This window comes from Sphingobacterium sp. ML3W (genome assembly GCF_000747525.1).
GTDB lineage: Bacteria > Bacteroidota > Bacteroidia > Sphingobacteriales > Sphingobacteriaceae > Sphingobacterium.
In genome coordinates this window covers 16,998-39,669 of sequence record NZ_CP009278.1, presented here as the reverse complement: position 1 = coordinate 39,669, position 22,672 = coordinate 16,998, and the positions used below count along the sequence as shown (strand labels likewise).

General features: G+C 38.2%; 21 protein-coding genes. 12 read left to right on the top strand and 9 right to left on the bottom strand.

Going from position 1 to position 22,672, the window contains the following annotated elements:
* Positions 1-47: 47 nt before the first annotated feature.
* The 4 genes from KO02_RS00165 to KO02_RS00150 form a co-directional block, all read right to left on the bottom strand.
* On the bottom strand, positions 48-353 hold the full coding sequence (locus tag KO02_RS00165; RefSeq protein ID WP_038694798.1) for a helix-turn-helix domain-containing protein: 306 nt from the start codon (positions 351-353) through the stop codon (positions 48-50).
* Between the two features lie 11 nt (positions 354-364).
* Entirely contained in the window at positions 365-718 is a 354-nt protein-coding gene (locus KO02_RS00160) for a helix-turn-helix domain-containing protein (RefSeq protein WP_038694796.1), read from the bottom strand.
* A 251-nt stretch (positions 719-969) separates the two neighbouring features.
* Positions 970-1,815 carry an RteC domain-containing protein gene (locus KO02_RS00155; protein WP_038694795.1) on the bottom strand — a complete coding sequence of 282 codons (846 nt, stop codon included), beginning with the start codon at positions 1,813-1,815 and terminating at the stop codon, positions 970-972.
* A gap of 275 nt (positions 1,816-2,090) precedes the next feature.
* The gene (locus tag KO02_RS00150) at positions 2,091-2,471 is read right to left on the bottom strand and encodes a Fur family transcriptional regulator (protein ID WP_038694793.1); all 381 of its coding nucleotides are present in this window, start codon (positions 2,469-2,471) and stop codon (positions 2,091-2,093) included.
* 208 nt (positions 2,472-2,679) lie between these two features.
* Between KO02_RS00150 and KO02_RS00145 the strand changes: the two genes are divergently transcribed.
* Positions 2,680-2,877, top strand: a complete 198-nt coding sequence (locus KO02_RS00145) for a hypothetical protein (protein WP_144243230.1) — start codon at positions 2,680-2,682, stop codon at positions 2,875-2,877.
* On the opposite strand, the gene KO02_RS00140 is transcribed toward KO02_RS00145, so the two are convergent.
* Positions 2,874-3,311, bottom strand: coding sequence for an ATP-binding protein (locus tag KO02_RS00140; protein ID WP_081918269.1), 438 nt, complete (start codon positions 3,309-3,311; stop codon positions 2,874-2,876). The two genes, KO02_RS00145 and KO02_RS00140, sit on opposite strands and share 4 nt — an antisense overlap.
* A gap of 151 nt (positions 3,312-3,462) precedes the next feature.
* Positions 3,463-4,725: an IS21 family transposase gene (gene istA, locus KO02_RS00135; protein ID WP_051959697.1), complete on the bottom strand. Its 1,263-nt coding sequence runs from the start codon at positions 4,723-4,725 to the stop codon at positions 3,463-3,465.
* Positions 4,726-4,865: 140 nt separating this feature from the next.
* Here istA and KO02_RS00130 point away from each other — a divergent pair, with 140 nt between their 5' ends.
* From KO02_RS00130 to KO02_RS00105, 6 genes are all read left to right on the top strand, one after another.
* A complete protein-coding gene (locus KO02_RS00130; protein WP_038694789.1) occupies positions 4,866-5,453 on the top strand; it encodes an RNA polymerase sigma-70 factor in 588 nt (195 codons plus the stop codon).
* Positions 5,454-5,781: 328 nt separating this feature from the next.
* Entirely contained in the window at positions 5,782-6,792 is a 1,011-nt protein-coding gene (locus tag KO02_RS00125; RefSeq protein WP_038694787.1) for a FecR family protein, read from the top strand.
* Positions 6,793-6,910: 118 nt separating this feature from the next.
* Positions 6,911-10,342, top strand: coding sequence for a TonB-dependent receptor (locus KO02_RS00120; protein WP_038694785.1), 3,432 nt, complete (start codon positions 6,911-6,913; stop codon positions 10,340-10,342).
* Positions 10,343-10,377: 35 nt separating this feature from the next.
* On the top strand, positions 10,378-11,940 hold the full coding sequence (locus KO02_RS00115; protein ID WP_038694783.1) for a hypothetical protein: 1,563 nt from the start codon (positions 10,378-10,380) through the stop codon (positions 11,938-11,940).
* A 38-nt stretch (positions 11,941-11,978) separates the two neighbouring features.
* Complete coding sequence (locus KO02_RS00110; RefSeq protein ID WP_038694781.1) at positions 11,979-12,896, top strand: DUF4397 domain-containing protein; 918 nt, start codon at positions 11,979-11,981, stop codon at positions 12,894-12,896.
* 110 nt (positions 12,897-13,006) lie between these two features.
* Positions 13,007-14,377: a DUF5689 domain-containing protein gene (locus KO02_RS00105; protein ID WP_144243229.1), complete on the top strand. Its 1,371-nt coding sequence runs from the start codon at positions 13,007-13,009 to the stop codon at positions 14,375-14,377.
* Between the two features lie 368 nt (positions 14,378-14,745).
* On the opposite strand, the gene KO02_RS23695 is transcribed toward KO02_RS00105, so the two are convergent.
* Positions 14,746-14,907 carry a hypothetical protein gene (locus KO02_RS23695; RefSeq protein ID WP_158500251.1) on the bottom strand — a complete coding sequence of 54 codons (162 nt, stop codon included), beginning with the start codon at positions 14,905-14,907 and terminating at the stop codon, positions 14,746-14,748.
* Positions 14,908-15,411: 504 nt separating this feature from the next.
* On the opposite strand from KO02_RS23695, the gene KO02_RS23690 reads away from it, so the two are divergent.
* From KO02_RS23690 to KO02_RS23910, 3 genes are all read left to right on the top strand, one after another.
* Complete coding sequence (locus KO02_RS23690; RefSeq protein ID WP_158500250.1) at positions 15,412-15,567, top strand: hypothetical protein; 156 nt, start codon at positions 15,412-15,414, stop codon at positions 15,565-15,567.
* A 166-nt stretch (positions 15,568-15,733) separates the two neighbouring features.
* Positions 15,734-15,925: an SDR family NAD(P)-dependent oxidoreductase gene (locus KO02_RS24310; protein ID WP_081918268.1), complete on the top strand. Its 192-nt coding sequence runs from the start codon at positions 15,734-15,736 to the stop codon at positions 15,923-15,925.
* Positions 15,861-15,998, top strand: coding sequence for a hypothetical protein (locus KO02_RS23910; RefSeq protein WP_200878591.1), 138 nt, complete (start codon positions 15,861-15,863; stop codon positions 15,996-15,998). The genes KO02_RS24310 and KO02_RS23910 overlap by 65 nt, the downstream gene beginning before the upstream one ends.
* 87 nt (positions 15,999-16,085) lie before the next feature.
* Here the strand turns inward: KO02_RS23910 and KO02_RS00090 are convergent, their stop codons facing one another.
* Positions 16,086-17,255 (bottom strand): IS4 family transposase, encoded by a 1,170-nt coding sequence (locus tag KO02_RS00090; protein ID WP_038694775.1) that lies wholly within the window; start codon positions 17,253-17,255, stop codon positions 16,086-16,088.
* 506 nt (positions 17,256-17,761) lie between these two features.
* Positions 17,762-18,937, bottom strand: a complete 1,176-nt coding sequence (locus KO02_RS00085; protein WP_038694773.1) for an IS4 family transposase — start codon at positions 18,935-18,937, stop codon at positions 17,762-17,764.
* A gap of 190 nt (positions 18,938-19,127) precedes the next feature.
* Between KO02_RS00085 and KO02_RS00075 the strand changes: the two genes are divergently transcribed.
* The gene (locus KO02_RS00075) at positions 19,128-20,201 is read left to right on the top strand and encodes a DUF3526 domain-containing protein (protein ID WP_081918267.1); all 1,074 of its coding nucleotides are present in this window, start codon (positions 19,128-19,130) and stop codon (positions 20,199-20,201) included.
* Between the two features lie 50 nt (positions 20,202-20,251).
* Positions 20,252-22,612 carry an outer membrane beta-barrel family protein gene (locus tag KO02_RS00070; RefSeq protein WP_038694765.1) on the top strand — a complete coding sequence of 787 codons (2,361 nt, stop codon included), beginning with the start codon at positions 20,252-20,254 and terminating at the stop codon, positions 22,610-22,612.
* The last annotated feature ends 60 nt before the right edge of the window (positions 22,613-22,672 follow it).

The following is a 22,672-nucleotide window of genomic DNA, read 5'->3' as shown; positions in this document are numbered from 1 at the left end:
CGGTCACTACATTGCATTAATTGGCACTCAGAGGCAGTGTTTGTCACTTATTGTCCTTTCACTTTGGGTAAAGGGGCAGTGAAACTTTCTCGGATAAATTGATGCACATCGGATAGTTTATAATACAGTTTTCCGCTTATTGTATAATAGGGTAACTTCCCGATAGAGCGATACCGCTGTAAGGAACGGTTACTGATTTTTAGCATCTGAAGTAAATCCTGATTATCCAACAATTCTTCGCCGTCAATGCTGTTGCGTTTCTTTTGTGAATCATCAATATGGTCGCTAAGCATATCAAAGCGGTCAATTATGCGTTCCATCCACGCCAAAAATTCCATTCGGTCAATATTCATAGGGATGCATTTTATAGTTTGCCTGATTTCAACTTTCTACCTTTTTCGATATAACTTTTACCTTTTGCCATAAGTTCTCCCACATACTCGTCACTGCTCTGTACGGCATTGGCATTGAGCATATCCTTGATCGCTCCAATGGTGTAAAAATATTGTCCGTAGATTTTTGAATGAGCAAGCTCGCCTTTGGTACGCATACGCCATAAGGTTTTCTCGCTAATATGTAGGTACTGGCATACCTCGTGGTTATTGAGCCACAGGTCATCATAGCTGGTGTCTTCCAATCTTTTCAGATAGTCAGCGATAGCATTGATACGGCTGTTTAGCTGTTCCCACGCTTCCTCTTCAATGGTTATAATTTTCATTGCATAGCTTTTTAATGTTCACTATGCAAAATTGCTAAGGATGGCAGAGTTTGTCCGCCAAGCCTTGCCAATTGGTTTGGTAGTTTTTTGTAATCCGGATAAACCCTTGTTTATTGAGGTATTTAGGGCTTTTTGAAAGTTTGTAAAGGATTTTGGATGATGGTTGCCAATTGGCAGATATGGGCAAAGAAAAGAGGCTGTATCAAATTTTATTCAATGATACAGCCTCTTCAATCTAATATAGGAGATAGCTAAAGCTCTTTATCCATATATTCTTCGAGTGATATTTTGAGCTGGTCTAAAAATGCGGTTCTAGATCCACTTCGGGTTTTCATTCGGTGGAAAGCGTGATGCAAATCGCCGAGAGGGATTCTGAAAAGAATCTGAAAGATTAAGCTTATTTTTCGGATACCGATTTTACCATGGGAAATAGCACCAGAAGCATAAAGAGCATACACCAATTCGATAATTGCGTTTTTGCTATCTGTCCAAAAAACATCTTTTGTTGATTCAGAATTTTTAAAAATAACATCGGGGTTTTCGTCGGGGTTGATCTTTGTTAGCAAGTAATTATACAACAATTCATTTGCAATGATTCGAGCTACCTTATAGTCGTAAAAAGTAGAGAATTGAGCATCTATTTCAAACACGAAACTATTAAGTCCATCATGATAGTTAATGTTGCCAAGTCGGAAATACATTTCATTTTTATCAGACCTTCCTGAGCGGTAATATCTATAAAAATCTGAGTTACAAATATGCTCAGCGTATTCTTTTTTCAATTCCTGCAAACGGCTTGTAAAATAGGTGTGATATATTTTACCATTATTAACGGGGCAACCAGTTTCTATACGGTATACCTTATTGTAATAGATTAGCTTTCCAAGGATTTGCGGTTTAATGGTATGGAAAAAGTGTATCTCTTCTTTATCAGTTTTAAACCCTTCTTCAATAACATATTTCTTGACCGAAAATAACAGGTCTTGGAGATACAAGGTCATTTCGTAAGCTTCATCAATCAATCTCTTGCTCTGTGATAAAATCTTACCCTCCTTGTTATGAATCTCTAAAAGGATGTCTTGTAATGAGTACTTCATAACTATATTTTTTTACGAGGATTAGCGTCCTGTATAACGAATTCCTCAAATTAGTTTACAAACATTAATAATATAAATGAAAACATTTCCCAAGCTCGACCTAACTTGGGAAATGTTTTTAGAGAGATTTATATTCTAGTCACCGAATTCATGATTATAACAATAGTTATGAACTCGAATAATTATTCTGCTTTTTTAACACATCAGATATGTTAGTCTGGTTGATATAAAGCATTCTTCTATTGATCTACAAAAACAATCTATTTGGAGTCGTATTATGCACATTCAGGACAAATTCCTGAGACAATAAAATTCACTTGTTTTATCTTATATTTTTCAGGTACTTTATAAGTAGGTTCAATATCTTCAAGACAGATTATCGTATGACATTGTTCACAGCTAAAGTGCAGATGATCATGATGATGTGTCATAGCAGAACAATTATGACATGCAGCATACTTTACTATCCCATCAATATTGGCAATCTTATGGATAAGTCCTTCTGATACCAATCTATCCAATATTCTGTAAGTAGTTACTCTATCACATAAGCCTTTCAGAGTGTGTTGTATTTCAGAATGAGATAGTGCAATCTCAGACTGACTGATAAAACTTAATATTTCTGCCTTAGCAGCAGTATTTCTTGGTTGCTTCATCTTTCTAATAATTTATTAATGCAACGCGGTTGCGTTTATAAAAATAATCACTACATTCGCAACAATGTTGCGTTAATTGCAAATATAAAATAATTAGCTCATAAAATATATGAATAAATCTATTAATAAGTGTTTCTGTGTACTACAGTGTAATTTACCTCGCACATCAATACGAAAAAATGCAGTAGTTCTTTCATCTTACCTTTTTTTGAGTGCAACTTTTTCCGCTTCTCTATATGCTCAAGAAGTCAAAAAAGATTCAACAACCATATTGCAGGAAGTAATCATTACCGCTCCCCTAAACAAATCTTTTGAAGTGAACGCGGGAGGGTTTGGAAGTAAGAATGTTATGGATGTACCGCTGACAATACAAACTTATGGAACAAAAAATATACGTGTTAATTAACACAAACGAGCCATTTTCGTCTTTAGAAGTAGTTTTTGCAGATTAAAGTAGAGTACTTTATAACTTTGCGCACAAGCTTGATGACCTAAGGCGGACGCTAGAAAACTCTTCCCGCAGCCTGTAGCGCCACTGATCAGTATCGGATCTCCTTTTTTGATGTACTCGCCCGTAGCCAAGGTAGTGACCATTCCCTTATCCAACCCTCTGGTAGCTACCATATTTATCTCTTCTATCGAAGCCTGGTAGCGGAACCCCGCATTCTGCTTAAGGCGGTCAAACTGCTTTTCGTCCCGTTCATCTACTTCTGCCTGCAACAAGAGGGTTAACCCTTCAGAAAGAGTGAGTTCAGTGCTCCGACGTGTTTCGTTCAGAGCTTTCCAGTTGCGTTCCATGCCATGTAGGCGTAACGCTCTCATTTGTGTTTCAATGTTCATTTTAGTGTATTTGTATCGGTTATTATGTTCTTTTAGCTATTTCTTGGTCATTGTGCACCCAATCCGTCCTTTTGTTGATCAAAGAGTGTCGGCTGGCTACTTGCATAATATGTTCTACCCCGTATATTGGGATGTTCTGGTAATGCGTCTTTTACCAACGATTCTTCCTCAATGTTGGCAATACCCTTTTCAAGTACGTTTTAAAGAAATAGTAGGTATAAAGCTTATTTTTTAGAACATATTTACATGCTTTATCAAACTCTTCTATTGGAAAGTCCCGCTTTAGCTTGAATAGACCATCACAGGTACGGTATAACTGTTCAGGGTAGCGGGCTCGCTTAAAAAGAACCTGCATAAGCTCATGGAACTCTGGTGAGTGCTCTCTAGCTCGGGCTAAATAGGTCTCATGACTTCGTTTCTTGTAGGCCTGATGTTCGGACTTTAAGTGTTCTGCAACAGTGGTATAGGTATTTTCCTGATAACTGCGTATATGCACAGCGATCTGTTTTCCCTGGCAATAGATCGATACCATAGTACGTGTGTAGATAAGCTTCACCTTCATTCCTATGTAGGTGAATGGGACACTATAATAGTGTTTGTTGCGCTGTAGATAGATGTGTCCATTATTGCCAACTTTGAGTTCAGCGTAGTACTTTAACTCGAAGCGTTCACTTGGAAGTTCGCCCAATGTAGCCTTTTCGACACTTAAGAACCGTTCTTCCCGGCAATATGGCTTCTGCTGCATGCGCGTCTGGTTATGCTTTACCATACAGGTGCTTATAGCTTGATTGAGCGCATGTATATCAAAGAACTGTTGGTTTCGAAGGGGCGCAAATACGCGGCTATAGATCATTTTCACCTGGTTTTCTACCAATGATTTATCTTTAGGTCTACCTGAACGGGCAGGGACTACAACAGTGCCGTAATGGTTGGCAAAGTCTTCCATGGATTGGTTCAGTACCGGTTCATATTTATCAGCTTTGATCACTGCTGCTTTTAGGTTATCGGGAACGATGGCTTTTGGCACACCTCCCATGGCCTCCAGGCAACAGCTCAGCGCGTAAAGAAAGTCGGGCGTTTGTTGGGAACGCACGGCGATGGCAAACGCGTAATCTGAGAAAGGAAGACAGGCAACAAATATTTCACAGGCAATCAGTTCACCTGTGGATCGGTCGATATAATGGAGTTTCTTTCCAGAAAAGTCAATATACAGTTTGTCGCCGGCGATGTGCTCCATCACCATGCTGCCCTTTCGGGAGATAAGCTGTTGCCTTAAGTGATAAGTGAACTGTGGATAGCTATAACCAGTGGGGTCGCTTTCAATATACTCTTGCCAGAGCAACTGTTTGGTGACCCCGGTACGCTTAAGTTCTTTTTCGTAATAATCAAGACGGCTCTTCAGGTATTCAAACATATCTGCCTTGTACTTTTGAACTTAACATCTGATTTCGGGCTAAATTGATCAGTTCTGCACTTGGACTCCGTATATGATAACATTAATTTAATACTAATATGAATACTTTTGTATTGTATAAATAATCAGGGTAAACAACCATGGCAAGAAAAATCATTGAGGAACATATAGCAGATTGGCTTAATGGCAATGACAGTGTTTATAAAAGCATCTTTGACTATTACTACCCCAAGTTATTTCCTTCCTGTTTAAAGTCTGTAAAGCAGGGCGAAGACTGCGAAGAAATCGTTATGAATATATTGTTGAACATTTGGCAGCATAGAAAAAAGCTGTTGCAGGTGGAGGAATTTGAAAGATATATTTTTACTGTTTTAAGAAACCAGGTTGCCGATTACCACCGCAAGAACATTTTAGAAACCAAAGATATTGAAACCGTTCCGCTGGATCAACTGGGTAGTATCGATCATCCTGAATTATCGTTTAAAGAACTGCAAGGTATTTATATGGAAGCAGTAAATAAACTGCCCGAAAAGCGGCGAGAAGTATTCCTGATGAGTCGTGAGCAGGGATTGACCCATCAGCAGATCGCCCAAGAGAACAACATCAGTGTCAATACGGTGAACAACCACATCAAATCTGCGATGAAAATCATCCGTGACGATATGAGCGAATACGCGGAAGTCTTGCCACTAATTATGCTGGTCGCATCTGCTACTGTAATAGCATAAGCGTTTATTTTTCATTTCCTGCCAGTTTCATTATTCATTTCATTTTCAAATAAAAATAACGAACAGCTATGCCTGTTCGTTATTTTTCATTAACACCCCCTTTATTCTTGAAATTAAAGTATAAATGGTTGTTGTTTCGATGGTTCACTTGTGGAAAATGGTGCTTTGTTTAAGGTTTTGTGTTAACGTAATGTTAACTAAAAACGACCGTGATATTATTTTTTTTTTAGGGCATAGCTGTTTGGGTATAAAACTTACGTCTTTATAGATAGAGGGCTTAAATATAGTTACGTCTTAAAAAAATGATAAGAAGAAAAACAAGTGTCAAATGAACAGACCAAGCGAAGAAATGCTCATCAGATTTTTCCGGGGACAATGCCCGCCGGATGAAGAAAAGGCGGTTAAAATCTACCTTGCCATGAATACGGATAAGGAATATGTAGAGGCCTGCCTTCGTATGGCTTTCCCAGATTTGTTCGGCGAGCATGATCCCAACATTACCCAAGGAGAACTTGACCGATTATGGAATAAGCTGGAAGCAAAGCAACAGGCTTATCCTATAAAAAGAATACCGCATAAAAGGTGGTATGCGTATGCAGCGGCAGTCGCCTTTTTGGTTATGAGCAGTGTCGTGCTTTTCCTGTTCAAAGGGAAAACGACAAATATGGACTCCACAGAATTAGCCTGGAACGAGATGCGCGCAGGAGCGGGGAATATCAGGACAGTTAAACTGGCGGACAGCAGTACCGTTATTTTATTCCCCGGGTCAGTGCTTAGTATCGCAGCTGATTTTAACAAAACGGACAGGCAGGTTAAACTTTTAGGACGTGCATTCTTCCAGGTAAACCATAACAGGGCCAAGCCTTTTTATGTAAGTGCGCAGGGATTAACGACCAGGGTATTAGGTACGTCGTTTGAAATTAATGCATCGACCATAGCTGCCGAAAATATCATTACGCTCCATAGCGGAAAGATTAGCGTAAGCCATATTGGTAAAGAAATAGCCCAGTTAACGCCCGACCAACAAATCCGGTTCAGCACAAAGACCGGGCAATTCAACGTCAGCCCTGTTCATGCAGTCGGAACCATCGGTTGGTTAAATGGAGAATTAGACTATGACCAGACATCGTTGGGTACAATTATATACGACCTTGAAAAATGGTATGGCATAAATATCAGGACAAGTAATCCATTAATATTAAGGCAAAAGGTGACCATTAGTTTTAAAGACCTTCAAGTTACCTCTGTTTTAAATATGTTATCCAAATCTGCGAATTTCGGTTATACGATCAAAGATAAACAGGTCATGATAAAGGAAAGGGGGATGGAAAGGGATTAATTGTAAAAAGGAAACCGCGCTGCTACCAAGAAGATGGTTTGAATATCAAACTGAATGCGTCAGTCAATACAAATAAACAAGTGGGTTTTTGAACCCTTATCTATTATTTAATGCAAATATGAAACAAAAACTAACATATTTATATGTTTTTCTGATTACACTTTTAACTTTTAATACTGCCGCAGCGCAGATACTGGATAAAAAATTAAAGTTGCCGGAAGAAAGCCTAACTGGGTTGAAAATTGTATCGGCGGTCAAGGAACAGGCCGGAGTAAGATTTAATTTCGGAGAAGCCATCAACGCAAAGTTGGCTGCACCTGTTAAAACAAAGGCGACAGCAATCAGCGTAAAAGAAGCGTTAGAATTGATGAAATCAACCTATGGGCTTTCTTATGAAATCAATGGGGTTTATATTACACTAAGTCTGCCAAAATCCCCAAACGTAGCAGCCGGTCAAAGCAGCCCCGGAACAATTAAAGGCCGCATCGTTGAATTTGAAACCTCCCAACCGCTACCTGGGGCATCGGTTCGTATTATAGAATTGAATAAGGGGCTAACCTCTGATAATAGTGGCCATTATAAATTCGCGAATATTCCCGCAGGTAAGTATACCTTACAGGTGTCCTATATTAGTTATACCACCGAAAAAGTTCAGGTAGAGATCAAAGAAGGTAAAGAAACCTCCTATGATGTCAAAATGCAGGGTTCAAATTTTTTGAACGAGGTAGTGGTAAGTGGGGTGGGTAAAAGAAGAGCACCGGTGGCACATACATCGGATAAACAGGTATTACAGGAAATCAAAATGTCCCAATCGGTGGTTAGTGGTATTTCTTCCCAGCAGATCTCTATGAGTGCCGATCGTAATGCAGCCGAAGTAGTCAAAAAAATATCTGGAGTAACGGTAAAGGACGATAAGTTCATCATCATCCGCGGAATGAATGAAAGATATAATATGACCTACCTGAACGGGAACATAGCCCCATCAACAGAATTATATTCAAGAGCTTTCTCTATGGATTTGATCCCGAGCCGGGTAATTGACCGTATTATGGTTTATAAATCCCCGGCGCCTGATCTGATGGGCGATATGACAGGTGGCGCAGTAAAGATCTTTACTAAGGATGCCGTAAACGTGAAGCATTTTGACATTGAGGTGCAGATGGGGGTACGGCCTAATACCACTTTCAAGGATAAGTTTCAAACTTATCAGGGGAGTAGTACAGATTTTCTGGGCTTTGATGGAGGTTTAAGAAAACTTCCTGCTACAGTACCGGGCTATGGCAATTTTACCAAAGCTCAAATCAGCCAGCAACAGTATGCGCAAAGCTTTAGCCCTCATTTACAATATGGGTTTAAAACCGCGTTGCCTATGCTACAGGTTACAGCCAATTATTATGATTCCTTTAAAATAGGAAATAAAAGATTAGGAATGCTGACCTCCTTAAGTTACAAAAATGAAAGTCAACAAACTGACGTAGCACGGGCCAATAGTTATTTTAGCAGTGATGCCGTTAGAAGTTATCAGTTTCACAAGGAAACTCAAGCCACACAGGCGGCTCAGCTTAACCTTTTGCAGAATTTTAGTTTTAAATTAAGAGACAGCAGTAAACTGGTCTTCAAAAATTTTATATTACAGCAAGGCCAGAGTGCTACCGTAATAAGAAATACAAAAACCGATCAGCACCTGATTGACGACGGTAGCCAAACCGGTATAGCGATATGGACAGATCTTCCTGTAAATTACCGTACACAGGACAGAAATATTGTTCTTTCTTATACGCAGCGCTTTTTATATTCAGGAAATTTAGGCGGAAGCCACTATTTCCAAAAAGGAAAGCAACACCTGGAATGGAATGGTGGACTTACCTATAGCCGGCTTGAATTACCCGATCAGCGGCAAATACGCCTGCAGTACAACCGCCATGACTATTTTAATTTGTTACCAGGCACTCAGGCACTGAACTGGGTAGCTGCATACCGCCCTACACCCGGTGTAGAGAATGCAGATAACGGTCTGGAAAAAGGAATGGTATCAAGACTTTGGACCCGCAATATAGAAAAGGTTTATAACGGTTCTGCGGATTATACCTGGAAAGTTAAAAACTGGATCACCTTTAAGGCCGGAACTTACCAGCAATGGAAAGAAAGGACATTGTTTAGACGGGTGTATACCCTAAATGAGGGAGATCTAAACAGTATGGGCTATACCGATGTTCAGGATATTGGCGGAAACGGCAATTATATTGATTATAATTTGGTGTTCTGGAAAGAACAGGAACTAGGTAAAGTATGGAGTACCGATTATTTGAAAGATAATGGTAGCGGCCTGAAGGTATTTGATCGTACAAGTGGAAGTGATGCTTATACCGCTTCTGAACAAAACAATGCCGGTTATGCTGCTTTAAGTTTATTGCCTTTTGATGGTAAATTGGATATTTATGGCGGTTTACGTGTTGAATACAACCGGCAAAAGGTAGCCGGAGCTACGCCGCCGAATATGTACGATGCACCAGGTGGGGTAAACGTACCCGTAATGGTCGATAATAAAACGACCAGTTATTTACCATCCCTGAATATTGGTTATCGGCCAAATCAGTCTTTGGTGTTTAGAACGGCTTATGGTAAAACGGTAAACCGCCCAGAATTCAGGGAACTCTCTCCCTATACCGAACTCGATTATATCAATAATCAGTATATAAAGGGTAACAATGATTTGATTTCTGCCAGTGTAAACAATTACGATCTGCGGGCAGAATGGTACCCGAAAAACAACGCGAAGAGCGAATCAGTAAGTATTGGCGCCTTTTATAAGGAAATCGCCAATCCTATAGAACGTATGATTTACCGGAATCTGTTTTTGGGCAGTGGTCCTTCGCACATCAGTTATGCAAATGCCAGCAGGGCAACCATAAAAGGTTTAGAGATTGATCTGCGTAAAAGCCTTGATTTTATTCCTTTAGATTTATTCAGAAACCTGTCATTTATAGGAAATCTTACCCTGATCAACAGTAAAGCCACAAAAGATCTGGATACTTTATCAGGCAATAAAAATACTGACCCTGGATTAAATCCACATTTTACCCGTCAGTTACAAGGTCAGGCGCCCTATTCTTATAACCTGGGTTTGCATTATGACAATGCTGCAAGCGGTACAAAGGCAGCGATTACCTTTAACCAGATTGGCCCCAGACTTTATGCCGCTGCAAATGGTGTGCCCTTTAAGCCGGTAGGCCCCGATAATAAATTTCCCGTAACGGGAAATCAGGGAAGTCTGATCGAATTGAAACGCAGCTCCTTTGATTTTTCTATTACGCAGCGAATAGTTAAAAGTATGCAACTTAAGTTTAGTATACAGAACATTCTGAACCAGCCTATCCGTATGGTGGAAGATGAGAACTTTACATTTAAATATGAAAAAGCTGTTTTTACTCCGCCAACTTTTGAGAATAAGGATTTAGTCATAAATAAATACGTCGTAAGCGGGGATATGATTTCTAATGAATATAAATCAGACCGACACTTTATACTCTCTTTTCTGTATTCCTTTTAACGCGTAAAAAATTAAAGAAGATTTAAAATAAGATAATGAAAAGTAAATTTTATAATTTTTTGTATTGCTGCTTTGCCTTATTGGTGTTTAGTGCCTGCAAAAAAACAGATGATTTTAAGACCAGATTGGATGAATTGCCGCAGATAAATAACCAACCGAATTTCGCCTATCTGCCTGCCTATGGCATCGGGGATACCATGACCATCGTTGGGCGTCTGCAACCACAAAATAATCTTAAAATCCAGGTTGGAGAGGTGGATGCGCAGATCGTGGAAACTGACACCGTTTCTTATACGGGAGGCAGCTATCCTACTTTTACAAAAGAAATAATGGACATTGCTAAAGTCATTATTACCGAAAAAATGGGTATAGGCGCCAATCGCCGGGTTAAAATTACTACAGGAGGCAATAGTATAGATGGAGCTAGTATTGAAATATATGCTTTAGCTGGTCAGGGAAGCTTCAATACACCTTTAAAGATCGTCGACCATGTAACCATGAGTAGTAATTCAAATGTATTTTTGCACTGCATTAACGGAAAAGGAGACCTGTATGTATTTGATGCGCCATCAAAAAGTATACAACTGATTAAAAAGGACGGTCAAATAATTACCTTATTGACACAAGCTCAATTGACTACAGACCAGAATGGCTCCTTTATCATTAATGATTTTATAGCGGGAGGGGTTGATCCAAAAGGTGAAAATGCCTGGTTTTCGGTTCAGACACCTCAAGGTTATAGGTTCTGCAAAGCGGTTCTTTCTTCAAAAGTACTGACCACTCTAAATAGTTCTAATTCGCTTGAAGCTCCTTATGAAGGGGATATCATCTATTTAAAAACGATTATTTCGGGCGTGTTTCCAGATAGTAAAGGAAATGTATATGTAACAGTAGGTGATGACAAAAAGAAACCTGTAGCCATTGCCAGCATAAATGACGGAAACAAGCAGCTGAAATTTATTTTTAAATCAAGGTTTGCAACTTCTGGAATGCCCGGCAATAATTTTTCGAATGCTGAAACCCAGTATAGTACAACACAGTATCGATTTTCACCTGAAGAGGGCAGTTTATATGTTTTTTCCACGCGGATCGTTCTTATACAAGGAGAGGTTGGCTTTGCTCCTGGCCTAGGTATATATAGTCTGATAAATGGCTTAAAGAGTAAAGATTTGGTGGTTCAGGATGAAGGACGTGTGGTACCTGTGCGCTTTACAGGTCCATTTAATCAAATGCGGATGATGCTCAATTTTAACAGGGACCCGATGGATACAGGCAGCGGTTTTGGTTACCTGCCAATGCCAGGACAGCGGCTTCAGTTCTTGTTTACACAGTACCTTGATGGTTCCATTATTAATAAACCGGGCAATTTTGCCAAGCAATATGGATTCCCAAAATGGATGGTGCTGGATTTTAAACATGAAAAATCGTATCAATATGCTCCTGGCCCTACAGATGTCGCAGACTATACTTTTGAACCTTATTATGGTTCTGTCAAAAGAGAAGGGCTCCCAGATGAATTATTGAATTATGATGAAGAAGGGAACCTATATATGTCTGCAAATGGGCGTACTGCCATTGTTAAAACGGCAATACAATAACTATTTATTAAAATTTACAAAAGGTAAAAAACAAATTAATGGAAACAAGAAAAATATTTTGGTTAATGCTTTTTCTGGGTAGCGTGTTTGCTTCCTGTAAAAAGACCATTAATTCCGCTCAATATGCAGCTGAAGGAACTGCGGCCGTAAATTTCTATACTACCTCGGATGTCTTCCTGGCTTTTCAGAAAGGAGGCATTGGAATTTTTACAGACACCGTATCCAACAATAAACAATATATAAACGGTGACCATGCTACCCTGCCACATTTTAACCTGGTGCCTTACAGCAGGGTATTAGAATTTCCGGTAATATCGGGCGGAAAGTTAAACCAGCCCTTTTATATGGACTTCCGTGCTGGAGACCACCGCTTTCTGTTTTCCTATATGATCGAAAACGACAAAGGACTGGTAATAAATCCCATCAGTGACCTTGCGGATATAAAAGTTAGTTTAAAATCTAATACACACCATTGTATTTACCTGGCAGATGCCCTTGCGGACGAGAATGCACCTGCTGCCTATAAAGTAATCAGTATGGAAGAATCACGGGAAAAAGCAGTAGCAGATGGAAAAGTAGCGGTTCGGTTTGTCCATCTCAGTGCGGATGTGGGAGCCCTGCGTTTGAGTCTGGAAACCAGAGATGGTAAACTGAATACAAATGACCTTCCGCAGAATTTTGAATTCGGGCAGTATACAGATTATATTAAACTCGATACCGCAGGCGCTATAGATGGTATTTTACAGTTTAATCTTTACAATAAGAATAGCGATAAAAAAACACTGACAACTGGTATTCCGGCCCAAAGCGGACATTCGTTTGTGGTTGTTTTACAGGGATTTAAGGAAGAACATAAAAGGAAAATCCCAGTAAGTAACGATCCCAGTGGTAATTTGGTTTATCAAAGTATAAGCATACCCGCCAATTTAAGGGCGGTAATCCGAAAAACGTATTAAATATACATAAATAGCTAAAAAACTGGTGTTTATAGTTCTGTAAAACCACAGATCTGGCCATGCCTTTGCAAAAAAAAAATAAATTAAAAAACACAAAAAAAGTAACAAAAATGAAAACGACAAGAACAATGAAACAAATGATGCTGGCGGCTAGTTTGGTACTAGGCCTTGCAGCTTGTAAAAAAGCAAATCAACCCACACCACCCCCTGTGGAGGTTAAAAGCATAACCTTTACCGAACTAAAGGCGCTCAGTACAGGCACATCGGTAAAAGTACCTGATGCCAAAAAAATCAGCGGGGTAGTGATTTCTGATGTAAGCGGTAAAAATATCGATGGCAAAACGGTTGTGCTGCAGGAAGCTACAGATAAGCCGGGTATCATTATTCAGTTTGATGCAGCCCAAACCTTTGCCGTTGGCGACCAATTGGAGGTGACCATTTCCAACCAATTTCTTATACAGGCTAATGGCGAAGTAATATTGGATAAAGTTCCGTTAGCAAACGCAAAAAAAATAGGTACAGGAACTGTTACTGCCCGCCTAACCACAGCTGATGAAGTGATTAAAAATACGGCTTTATGGAACGGTACCTTGGTTACCATTGGGAAAGGAACTTTTTCAGGGCAGGGAAAATACAATGGAATTTTGGAGTATACTGATGCTACAGGAAAAGTGAAAAGCAATATTGCCTCAGGTGCTGCTTTTGCAAATGCGGTTTATCCCTTTTCCATAAAAAGCCTTACAGGGATTGTAAGGGTTGTTGGTACTGAAGTACGGATCGACCTGAGGAATGCAACAGATGTAGGCAACAATATAGCCTATACTTATACGGAAGATTTTCAAAAGGCGGTAGTAGGTGAAGTTCTTTGGACAGGCTTTAACAATGTATTTAATCTAGTGACTGGCGACTGGACTAATAAGATGAATGATTATGCTTTTTTAAAAGGAGGAGACAAGGAAGCTGATAAGGATTTTTTAACAGCTGGAAAAATATATTTCTATCCGGTTTACTCAGGTACAATAGGAGAATTTAATACAAATTTTGAAGATACAAAACTGAAAGGGGTTAAATATGTAACGGTAACTTTTGCAGGCAGTTATTTAAATAAAAATATGGGAAATATGACCGCAACAGATGTATTAGACGTATTCGATCCGGCCAAACACTCCTACACGTTTGAAGTAAGGCCAGTAATTGAAAAAACTGAATTTGCGTCTTTTGGTATGGAAATTGGCCTTACAGCAGAATTTAAAGATCAAGGAAAATTCCATACGGTAACTTTTGCTGTACCATCCAAAGAAGAATTAGTGGCTAAAGGGGCCACCGCAGAACAAGCAGATTTTTTTATCAATAATCCCGATTTCAACTTTTTACTGACATCTTCTAAGAGAGGGAGTTATTCTTTTCAATCTATAGGAACGCCTGTAATTATTGAAAAAATTGAATTTGGGTTTGATTCAAAACCCACTTGGGCACCATAACTGTCAATAACAATGCAGGACATCAGTAAAACGTGGCATGCGCATCTAATTGATGTCCTACTTCAATTGGAAAGGTTGTTAGGCAGCACGTCGCAAAAATGTGAAAGTTTGCTCCAAACTTTCACATTCTTGCATAGCGTTGGAAAAGATACATTATGATCATGAAAAGCAATTGGCCAACCTTTCGGTGCTGATTGCAGAATATGAATCCTTGTTCAGCGAAATTAAAATCCAATTTTTAGGCAAGAAGGTTGAAAATGCTCAAAAAGGAAATACCGGCTGAAAAGCCAGCTTTTGTGACTCTGATAGAAAACATCCGGTTAGCTTACGACCCTTAAAATTAAATACATAGCAATTATAGGGCAGGCTTAAAAACCTGCCTTTTTAAAAGCTGTAAGATATAGGTCTTTGTGGATCAAACTAATAACCTTCAGTTCAATCCCCAATGAAGGCCGGCATTGGTAGATGCGATGCGCTGGCGCCTTGATGATCCTGAAACCAGAATCTACACGTTCATTTTTTGATTCCATAACTTAATGCTAAATATTTAGCGGCCATTTTTCTACAATCCTGCGCACAATGCAGACAAGCCTCAGGACGTTCCTTCCAATGCTCGGTATTGTGTTTACTACATTCAGATCCTGTGGGACCGCAGATCTCTGCGCAAATCCTGCACAGTTTTTTGGCCTGAGGACTTCCAAAGCTCATCAGTTGAGCAGCTGTGTAACAAACCGAGATGCATTGCATATCCAATTCAATACAAGCAGCCATCATTTTAACATCTTCTTCCTTAGTGCAGGAACTTGCGCAATGGTTACAAATTGCCGCGCATTCCAGACATACATCAATGCATGATTTCCATTCATGATATCCCATAACTTTATATTTGTTGATTAAAAAACACTCTTAATCCGGGGTTGATTTGAATTCTTGATAGAATGACATACCTGTTTTCCTGAAAAATGAACCATTTGAGCTTTTAATTGTTTCTATCTAAGTGACCCAATATCATGTTTGACAGAAACAAACGAAAAATGGGCATATCACTTCTGCTATTTGCGACCGCAGCCATGCTGTTCAAATCGGCTTATGCTACTGTTGCAAGTACAGTAAGCCTTTGGTTGATGAGTATAGGAATCCTTTTGGTATTGGTTGCCTTAACTGTATTTGCATTATATTTTAAAGAATGAAAAATATTCAACAATCTATGTAGGGAGTGTTGTTATTTCATACACTTTAATGTTACTATTATGAAACCAGTAAAGGAAAAAAACTTAGACCTAAACGGCATCAAAATCACCAACCCGGCCAGGAAACGGAGATAAAACCTAACCCCTTTGTTTAGTCCGAGCGAGCATACCTAATGGTAAAGTAGCTTTAATCACCGGCGGTGAAAGTGGAATAGGTAGAGCAGTTGCACTTGATTTTGCGCAAGAAGGCGCGGATATTATGATCAGTTACCTAAATGAACATAAAGATACTAATGAAACATTATATCAAATCCAAAGCCATGGCAGACGTGGAGTTAATTGCAGGAGATATTTCTGAAGAAAAGCACTGCATTAAGATTGTCCAGCAAACGATGAAAGAATTTGGACATTTTGGTTCAGTAGCGTCCTAAATAAAAATTAGGGTTAAAAAAATCTCATTATTTACCCTCAATACGCTTGTATTTTGAGTTTTTACAATGTTATACCCTCTGTTATTTTCAAAAGACACCTAATTGTCCATTTTTATCTGGGATTTTATCCTTTATAAATGGATCATTTGCCCATTTCCAAAAGTCAATTTTCACAAATATATTCATCCTGATAAAACTGACCAAATTGGATAGATTCCATTTGTAGATCACCTTGTTTTGAATGTATTTCAATAAAAGTATCCCGATCAATGCCGTCCATATCTGGATCTGAACTGCATTTTCCGAAGTTCCAATAAAGCTTGTCACCTTGAGTCTTTGTTTGAGATGTTTAAAAAAGATCTCAATCTGCCATCGCTGTTTATATATCATAGAGACCATGGCAGGTTTCCATTGCAGGTTATTGGTTAAAAATTCATACTCATTACCTGTTGTGCTGTCCAAAACGTGTACCAGTCTAAGTTTTTTGTTTCCATAACGTTTTGATGCCGTTCCCTCCAAGGTAATGATCTGATCCTTAATGATGCCGCTTTCTCGCATAGCCTCGCTCTGATAGCTCTTGTTTACGCTGTATCTCATATTGCTTTTGCTACGCGTAACAAAATAACACCCCTTGCTGTCCAAAACGTTCATCCACTGAAAATCAACGTATCCACGGTCCACAACAACGACACTTCCCTTAGGGAAAGCAAAGCTGTTTGCCTTTTTGCTTTCATGTACCTTACCATCGGTAATCTCCATGAAAACCGGAAGACAGCCATCATAATCCAGGACAGTGTGCAGTTTGGCAGCCCCTTTATTGCTGCGAAATGTGGCCCAGTCAAACATCGAAAGGCACAGTGGGATCACGCTGGCATCCATCAGGTATACCTCACGTTTCAAGGACCGTAATTCTTTTCGATGATTAACATCCTTATTCCATAGGCTGGAAAGAAGAGCAAAATATAGATCCCTAAACAGATTAAAGTCCCGATGCTCATTCATATAAGAGATACTCGATTTACTGGGTGCTCTGGAAATGCCCATATGGCTCATGTTGCCAGTAGTACTACGTAGACCATTGCTGATATCACGTACCGAATCAGAGGATGATAAATGACAGAATAACATGCTCACAAGGTGGGTCCAACTGGTAAGGCCTTTCTGATGCTTGTCACTATTGTAGCTACTTACCAGGTTTTTGAAAATATCCCGATCGATCAACGACAGAATCTGGCTAAAAACATTTATATTTATCATGGCGGTGTGTGATTTTTTCCAATTTCAAGTTAGCTATTTTTTAAATAGCTAAACACCGCCTTTTTTAACCCTTCTCCAAATCGTTTAGGACGCTACTGAAATAAAATATACTATTGTGAAGAATTATTGTTAAATTTATTTAGGGACTAAGTAAGTACATTCAACTTGATAATACCATTATATATTTTATGGAACCTAAAATAATACACCAGATCACTGGAATCGAAAGATTTTCGTTAGTGAGTTTTTGTATGAATTCTTGGACGCCTTTAAAAGAACCTGGTTAAAAAATAGCATATTGGTTTAATGAAGGACTAGAAAGATTTATTAATAAAATTATTATTTTGCTTATCAGACTTACATTAATGCCTGAAATCATGCGGAGGCAGCTGCTATTGCAAGATGTTTAATTATCCACAATCACTTCCGTCCTAAATAAATTTTAGGCGCGTGTTTCCCTTGAAACAGTATCTATTTTTAGATAATTTCAATTTTGACCCTATTTTTTAGTCTGAGAATATCTGTAGCTGTCCATTTTTACCCTTAACTGGTGGCCTGATAAAAGGATCATCTATCCATTGCCATATATTTATTTTCACGAATATATTCATCCTGATAAACCCGACCAAGTTAGACAGATTCCAATCGTATTTAGCCTTCTTCTGAAGGTATTTGAGCAGTAATATTCCAATCAACGAAGTCCATATTTGGATCATGACCGCATTTTCAGAAGTACCCACAAAAGATGATATTTTTAAGCGTTGCTTCAGATGCTTGAAGAAAATCTCGATCTGCCATCGCTGTTTATAAATGTTAGCTACTAGTGATGCCTTCCATTGGATATTATTTGTCAGAAAGTGGTACTGGTTGTCTGTGCTGCTGTCCCAAAAGTGAATCAAGCGTAATGGTTTAGAGTTGTATCTATCTGCTGATGGACCAGAAAGCTCAATGATCTCATCTTTAATGATTCCCTTTTCAAGGAGTGCTTCACTCTGGTATGACTTGATAACGTTGTACTTCATGTTAGTTTTACTCCTGGTAACAAAATAACAACCTCTGCTGTCCAAATCCCCGAGCCAGTTGTAATCCACATAACCTCTATCCACCACTACAACGCTTCCTTTGGAAAAACTATAGCTACCCGCACGCTGGCTTTCATGAACTTTCCCGTCTGTAATCTGCATGAAAACAGGAAGACATCCATCATAATCCAGCACAGTGTGCAGTTTTACAGCACCTTTGGTGCTTCTAAATTTAGCCCAGTCAAATACAGATAAACATAAAGGGATGATACTGGCATCCATCAGATAAACCTTGCGCTTTAATTGCGTTAGATCTTTGCGCAAATGGGTATCCTTTTGCCATAGCTTATCTAATAGCGAAAAGTACAGATCTTTAAAGAGTTCATGGGTGCGGTGCTTGTTGATATAGGAAATATTGGACTTGCTGGGTGCTCTACCAACACCTAAATGGTTCAAATTACCAGTCGTACTACGTAAGCCATTACTGATATCACGAACTGAATCTGCAGAAGAAAAATGGCAAAACAACATGCTAGCAAGATGCGTCCAGCTGTTGATCCCTTTACAATGTTTGTCACTCTTGTGCTTAGCAACCAAAACCTTGAATAATTCGCGGTCGATAAGTGATAAAATCTGACTAAAAACGTTTAAATTTACCATGGCGGTGTGTTAAAATTTGACGATTTAAATATAGCAACTTTGCTATAGCAAAACACCGCCACTTTTTTCAACGTTTAGGACGCTACTGAAAAAAAGTAAAAACAAGGAAACCATCACAGAAGTAATCAGTTGGTATGATGCAAGTAAAAAGGGTCCTGATGATAAACCTTGGATAGATGTAACCACTCCAATGCGGGCTATATGGTACGCTCCAGCTTCGGCAATTAAGGAGCCTTCACAAATGATGCCCTTTAGCATGGGGCAAGTAGAACAATTTGGATATTATAAGCAGGTAACCAATTGGAGTTCTACTTTTGATTCTGACCTTTCCGAAGAAATGGCAAATCCAGAAAGGCTAGCTATTGGGGCATTAGATTTTAGTTTTATCATCATTTATCTGTTGCCCATTTTGCTCATCATCTTGCTATTCAATATTGGAGGCCTTGAAAAAGATTTAAACTTTGATCGTTTGGTACAGGTTAATAATCCTTCATTCAGTAAATGGTTATTGGCAAGATTTAGTTTCTACTTTTTTTTAATAATAGCATTGCTACTTATACTAATGCTAGTTTATGCTGCACTCACTAATGCACTATTTGATTTATCTGGTACATTTTTGATGATGTATTTATTGGTACTGTTTTATACATTCCTTTGGTTTGGTATCTTCTATTACATTAATCTTAAAGGAAAAGGAAGTGCTAATCAGGCGATAAAAATGGCTTCTATTTGGTTATTGTTTGGGGTTATTATTCCAGGTGCTACACACCAAATTTTATCTTTAAAATACCCAACAAGCTATATGACGGATTATTTGGATGCAAGTCGGGATGAAACCTATAAAATATATGATTTACCGGCGGATACAGTGAAGAAAAAACTTTTGATTCACTACCCTGAACTTCAAGCGACTAAACTATCAAAAGAGACTGTTATTGACGAAGGTATTATAGGGAATTCGACCAGTGGGCTTATTAATAAGCTGATGAAAGATGCAGCAAAACAAATTGAGGATAGCAACGAAAGCAAAAATCAATTCATACGATACACTTCTTGGGTCAACCCTCTAAATTGGTTTCAAAACACAATGAATCGTTTAAGCGAAACGGACTACTATGCTTATCAAAAATTCAGAGTTAAAATTCAGGAAATGATTGATAAAAAAGTGAAATTCATTCTAAATGACAGTTGGAATAAAGAAACTATTGATAGAGAAAAATTTCTTGAATATGTGGAAGCTTTTAAAACAAACACTGAAAAATGATATCACAAAGCATACTACATTAGTGTAAAACATAAGAATATTAAAACTAAATGAAAATATTAAACTGCATATTAACTTTTATTTTGATAGCAATCCCAACTTGTATTTTTGCACAGAATATAGAAATTAAAGGAAAGGTAACAGATTCCGAAAATATGTCTTTACCCGGGGTTAATATTCAGGTAAAAGGAACAGATGCAGGAATCCTCTCCGATTTGGAAGGCGACTATTCCATTAATACTCGAAAAGGAACTGTACTGGTTTTTTCATTTATTGGTATGGCAACACAGGAAAAAAAAGTGGGCGAATCAGCAATTCTGAATGTGTCGCTGAAAAATGATGAGACTGCATTAGAGGAAGTTACCGTTACATTCAAAAAGCCAGTTATTGAGGCAGATAAAGGTAAATTAACATTTAATGTTTCTAATAATGCTACAAACAGTGGTATTTCCGCATTCGATTTGTTGAAAAAAATTCCTGGAATAGGAGTCAGTCAGAACGATGACATTTCACTGCGAGGTTCTGGTGTTAATGTCATGATAGACGGTAAGATGAGTTTCATTTCTGGCAATCAACTCGGCATTTATCTCAAAGGTTTAAATGCGGATGATATCAGAAAAATCGAATTGATAACTAATCCTTCCGCAGCATTTGATGCTTCAGGAAATACTGGCCTTATTAACATTGTAACCAAAAAAAATAAAAGTAAAGGTTATGCACTTAGTTTACGCAGTGGTATTTCCAAAGGTACTTTTTGGATGAATAATCAAAATATATCAGCAAGTATCAATGAAGAAAAATGGAGTGTTTATGGTTCATTTGATTACAATACACCACATCGAGAAAGAAATAGCACAAGTGGCAACAGCATAATTGAAAATGGAGAACGTATTAATTTGGAAAGAAGCAACACTATCCCTTTCCAAATATATTATTATACCTATAAAGTAGGTGGTAATTGGAACTTCTCACCTAGGCACACCTTGGGAATGCACTATCATGGATATCTTGATGATTTCTCTGGAACAAAAACTTCAGATATTTTAAAGAAAAAAGAAGATGGTACATTGCTTTCAAAAGTATATTCTACTTATGAATTAAAAGAACCCTATCATTATGATGCCTATAATTTAGATTATCAGTTTCTCATCGATTCAATGGGAAAAAAAATAACTGCTGATGCCCGATATATTTCTTATAGAAATTACTCTGATGCAGTGATGATTGGAACGCATACAGGAGCAAATGGAAACACACTTTTTATCAATAATATCCGTACCCATCAACCAGGGTCTATTAAAATAAAATCAGCTCAGATAGATGCAGAATTGCCTTTTGAAGGAATTAACATGAAAACAGGATTAAAGTTTGCTGAAGTGACCAATGACAATAATTTTCATTCAGAAGAGTTGATCAATGGCGAGTATTTACCAATTCCTTCAATGAACGATCATTTCAAATACAAAGAACAAATAAGTGCTGTTTATGGTTCAGCCTCAAAATCTTTTGGTAAAACGTCTATTGATCTTGGTTTAAGAGTTGAACACACTTCATCAAATTCCAGTTTAATTGATACCCAATTTAATCGGAAGAATGAATATACTCGATTTTTCCCTAATTTATCGGTCGGTCATCAATTTGAAAATGACAACAAACTTAACGTATCTATAAGTAGAAGGATTAATCGTCCTGCCTATTCTGAGTTGAATCCCGTAAGATGGTATAATGACGAATATTTTTATTTTGATGGGAATCCCGATTTAGTCCCAGAGATGGCTTGGTTGTCATCGGCTTCTTATGTGATAGCAAATAAATATATTTTTACGGCGGAATATGGTAAACGAAGCAATTACATTTCTCGCAGCCTTTCTTACGATCCCAATGGCGTAACCATACGGTCGCAAAGTACCAACTTTGAAAATTTTGAAAGATTGGACCTCACTGTAATAACACCGTTGAAAGTAATTACTAATTGGGACATTCAATTGATGACGGGTGCAAATTATACAAAATATCCAATTTCAGAATCTGGTGTTGAAAATAATATTGAAAAATGGGCAACCTCAGTATCTCTACAGCAACAAATAAAATTTCTGAAACATTATTCGGTAGACATTTCACTTAAATACACCTCTCAGGAGCTTAGAGGTGTCTACCTAACGAATGATATCTTTTTTATGGATTTTGGAGTTAAGCGTTCGTTTTTTAATAATAAGCTAGACGTTGCTATTTCCCTTAATGATGCTTTTAATACGTATCGGGAAAAGGGATATTCACAAAGCGATTTAACAAACTATCATTACAATGATAAACCAGATTCAAGACGTTTTGGTCTCACGTTAAAATATAATTTTGGAGGTAACTTGATTAACGATAGCAAAAAGAAAACCGATGAACAAGAAAGGCTGTAAATAGTAAAATAAGCATACGTATGGCAACCAAACAAAGAATATAGCTCTGGTTGCTCTTAC

Coding starts and splice junctions, on each gene's coding strand:
- KO02_RS00165 (WP_038694798.1), bottom strand. CDS start 353: ATGAATATTGACCGAATGGAATTTTTGGCGTGGATGGAACGCATAATT.
- KO02_RS00160 (WP_038694796.1), bottom strand. CDS start 718: ATGAAAATTATAACCATTGAAGAGGAAGCGTGGGAACAGCTAAACAGC.
- KO02_RS00155 (WP_038694795.1), bottom strand. CDS start 1,815: ATGAAGTACTCATTACAAGACATCCTTTTAGAGATTCATAACAAGGAG.
- KO02_RS00150 (WP_038694793.1), bottom strand. CDS start 2,471: ATGAAGCAACCAAGAAATACTGCTGCTAAGGCAGAAATATTAAGTTTT.
- KO02_RS00140 (WP_081918269.1), bottom strand. CDS start 3,311: ATGAACATTGAAACACAAATGAGAGCGTTACGCCTACATGGCATGGAA.
- istA (WP_051959697.1), bottom strand. CDS start 4,725: ATGTTTGAATACCTGAAGAGCCGTCTTGATTATTACGAAAAAGAACTT.
- KO02_RS00130 (WP_038694789.1), top strand. CDS start 4,866: ATGGCAAGAAAAATCATTGAGGAACATATAGCAGATTGGCTTAATGGC.
- KO02_RS00125 (WP_038694787.1), top strand. CDS start 5,782: ATGAACAGACCAAGCGAAGAAATGCTCATCAGATTTTTCCGGGGACAA.
- KO02_RS00120 (WP_038694785.1), top strand. CDS start 6,911: ATGAAACAAAAACTAACATATTTATATGTTTTTCTGATTACACTTTTA.
- KO02_RS00115 (WP_038694783.1), top strand. CDS start 10,378: ATGAAAAGTAAATTTTATAATTTTTTGTATTGCTGCTTTGCCTTATTG.
- KO02_RS00110 (WP_038694781.1), top strand. CDS start 11,979: ATGGAAACAAGAAAAATATTTTGGTTAATGCTTTTTCTGGGTAGCGTG.
- KO02_RS00105 (WP_144243229.1), top strand. CDS start 13,007: ATGAAAACGACAAGAACAATGAAACAAATGATGCTGGCGGCTAGTTTG.
- KO02_RS23695 (WP_158500251.1), bottom strand. CDS start 14,907: ATGGAATCAAAAAATGAACGTGTAGATTCTGGTTTCAGGATCATCAAG.
- KO02_RS23690 (WP_158500250.1), top strand. CDS start 15,412: ATGGGCATATCACTTCTGCTATTTGCGACCGCAGCCATGCTGTTCAAA.
- KO02_RS23910 (WP_200878591.1), top strand. CDS start 15,861: ATGAAACATTATATCAAATCCAAAGCCATGGCAGACGTGGAGTTAATT.
- KO02_RS00090 (WP_038694775.1), bottom strand. CDS start 17,255: ATGATAAATATAAATGTTTTTAGCCAGATTCTGTCGTTGATCGATCGG.
- KO02_RS00085 (WP_038694773.1), bottom strand. CDS start 18,937: ATGGTAAATTTAAACGTTTTTAGTCAGATTTTATCACTTATCGACCGC.
- KO02_RS00075 (WP_081918267.1), top strand. CDS start 19,128: ATGCGGGCTATATGGTACGCTCCAGCTTCGGCAATTAAGGAGCCTTCA.
- KO02_RS00070 (WP_038694765.1), top strand. CDS start 20,252: ATGAAAATATTAAACTGCATATTAACTTTTATTTTGATAGCAATCCCA.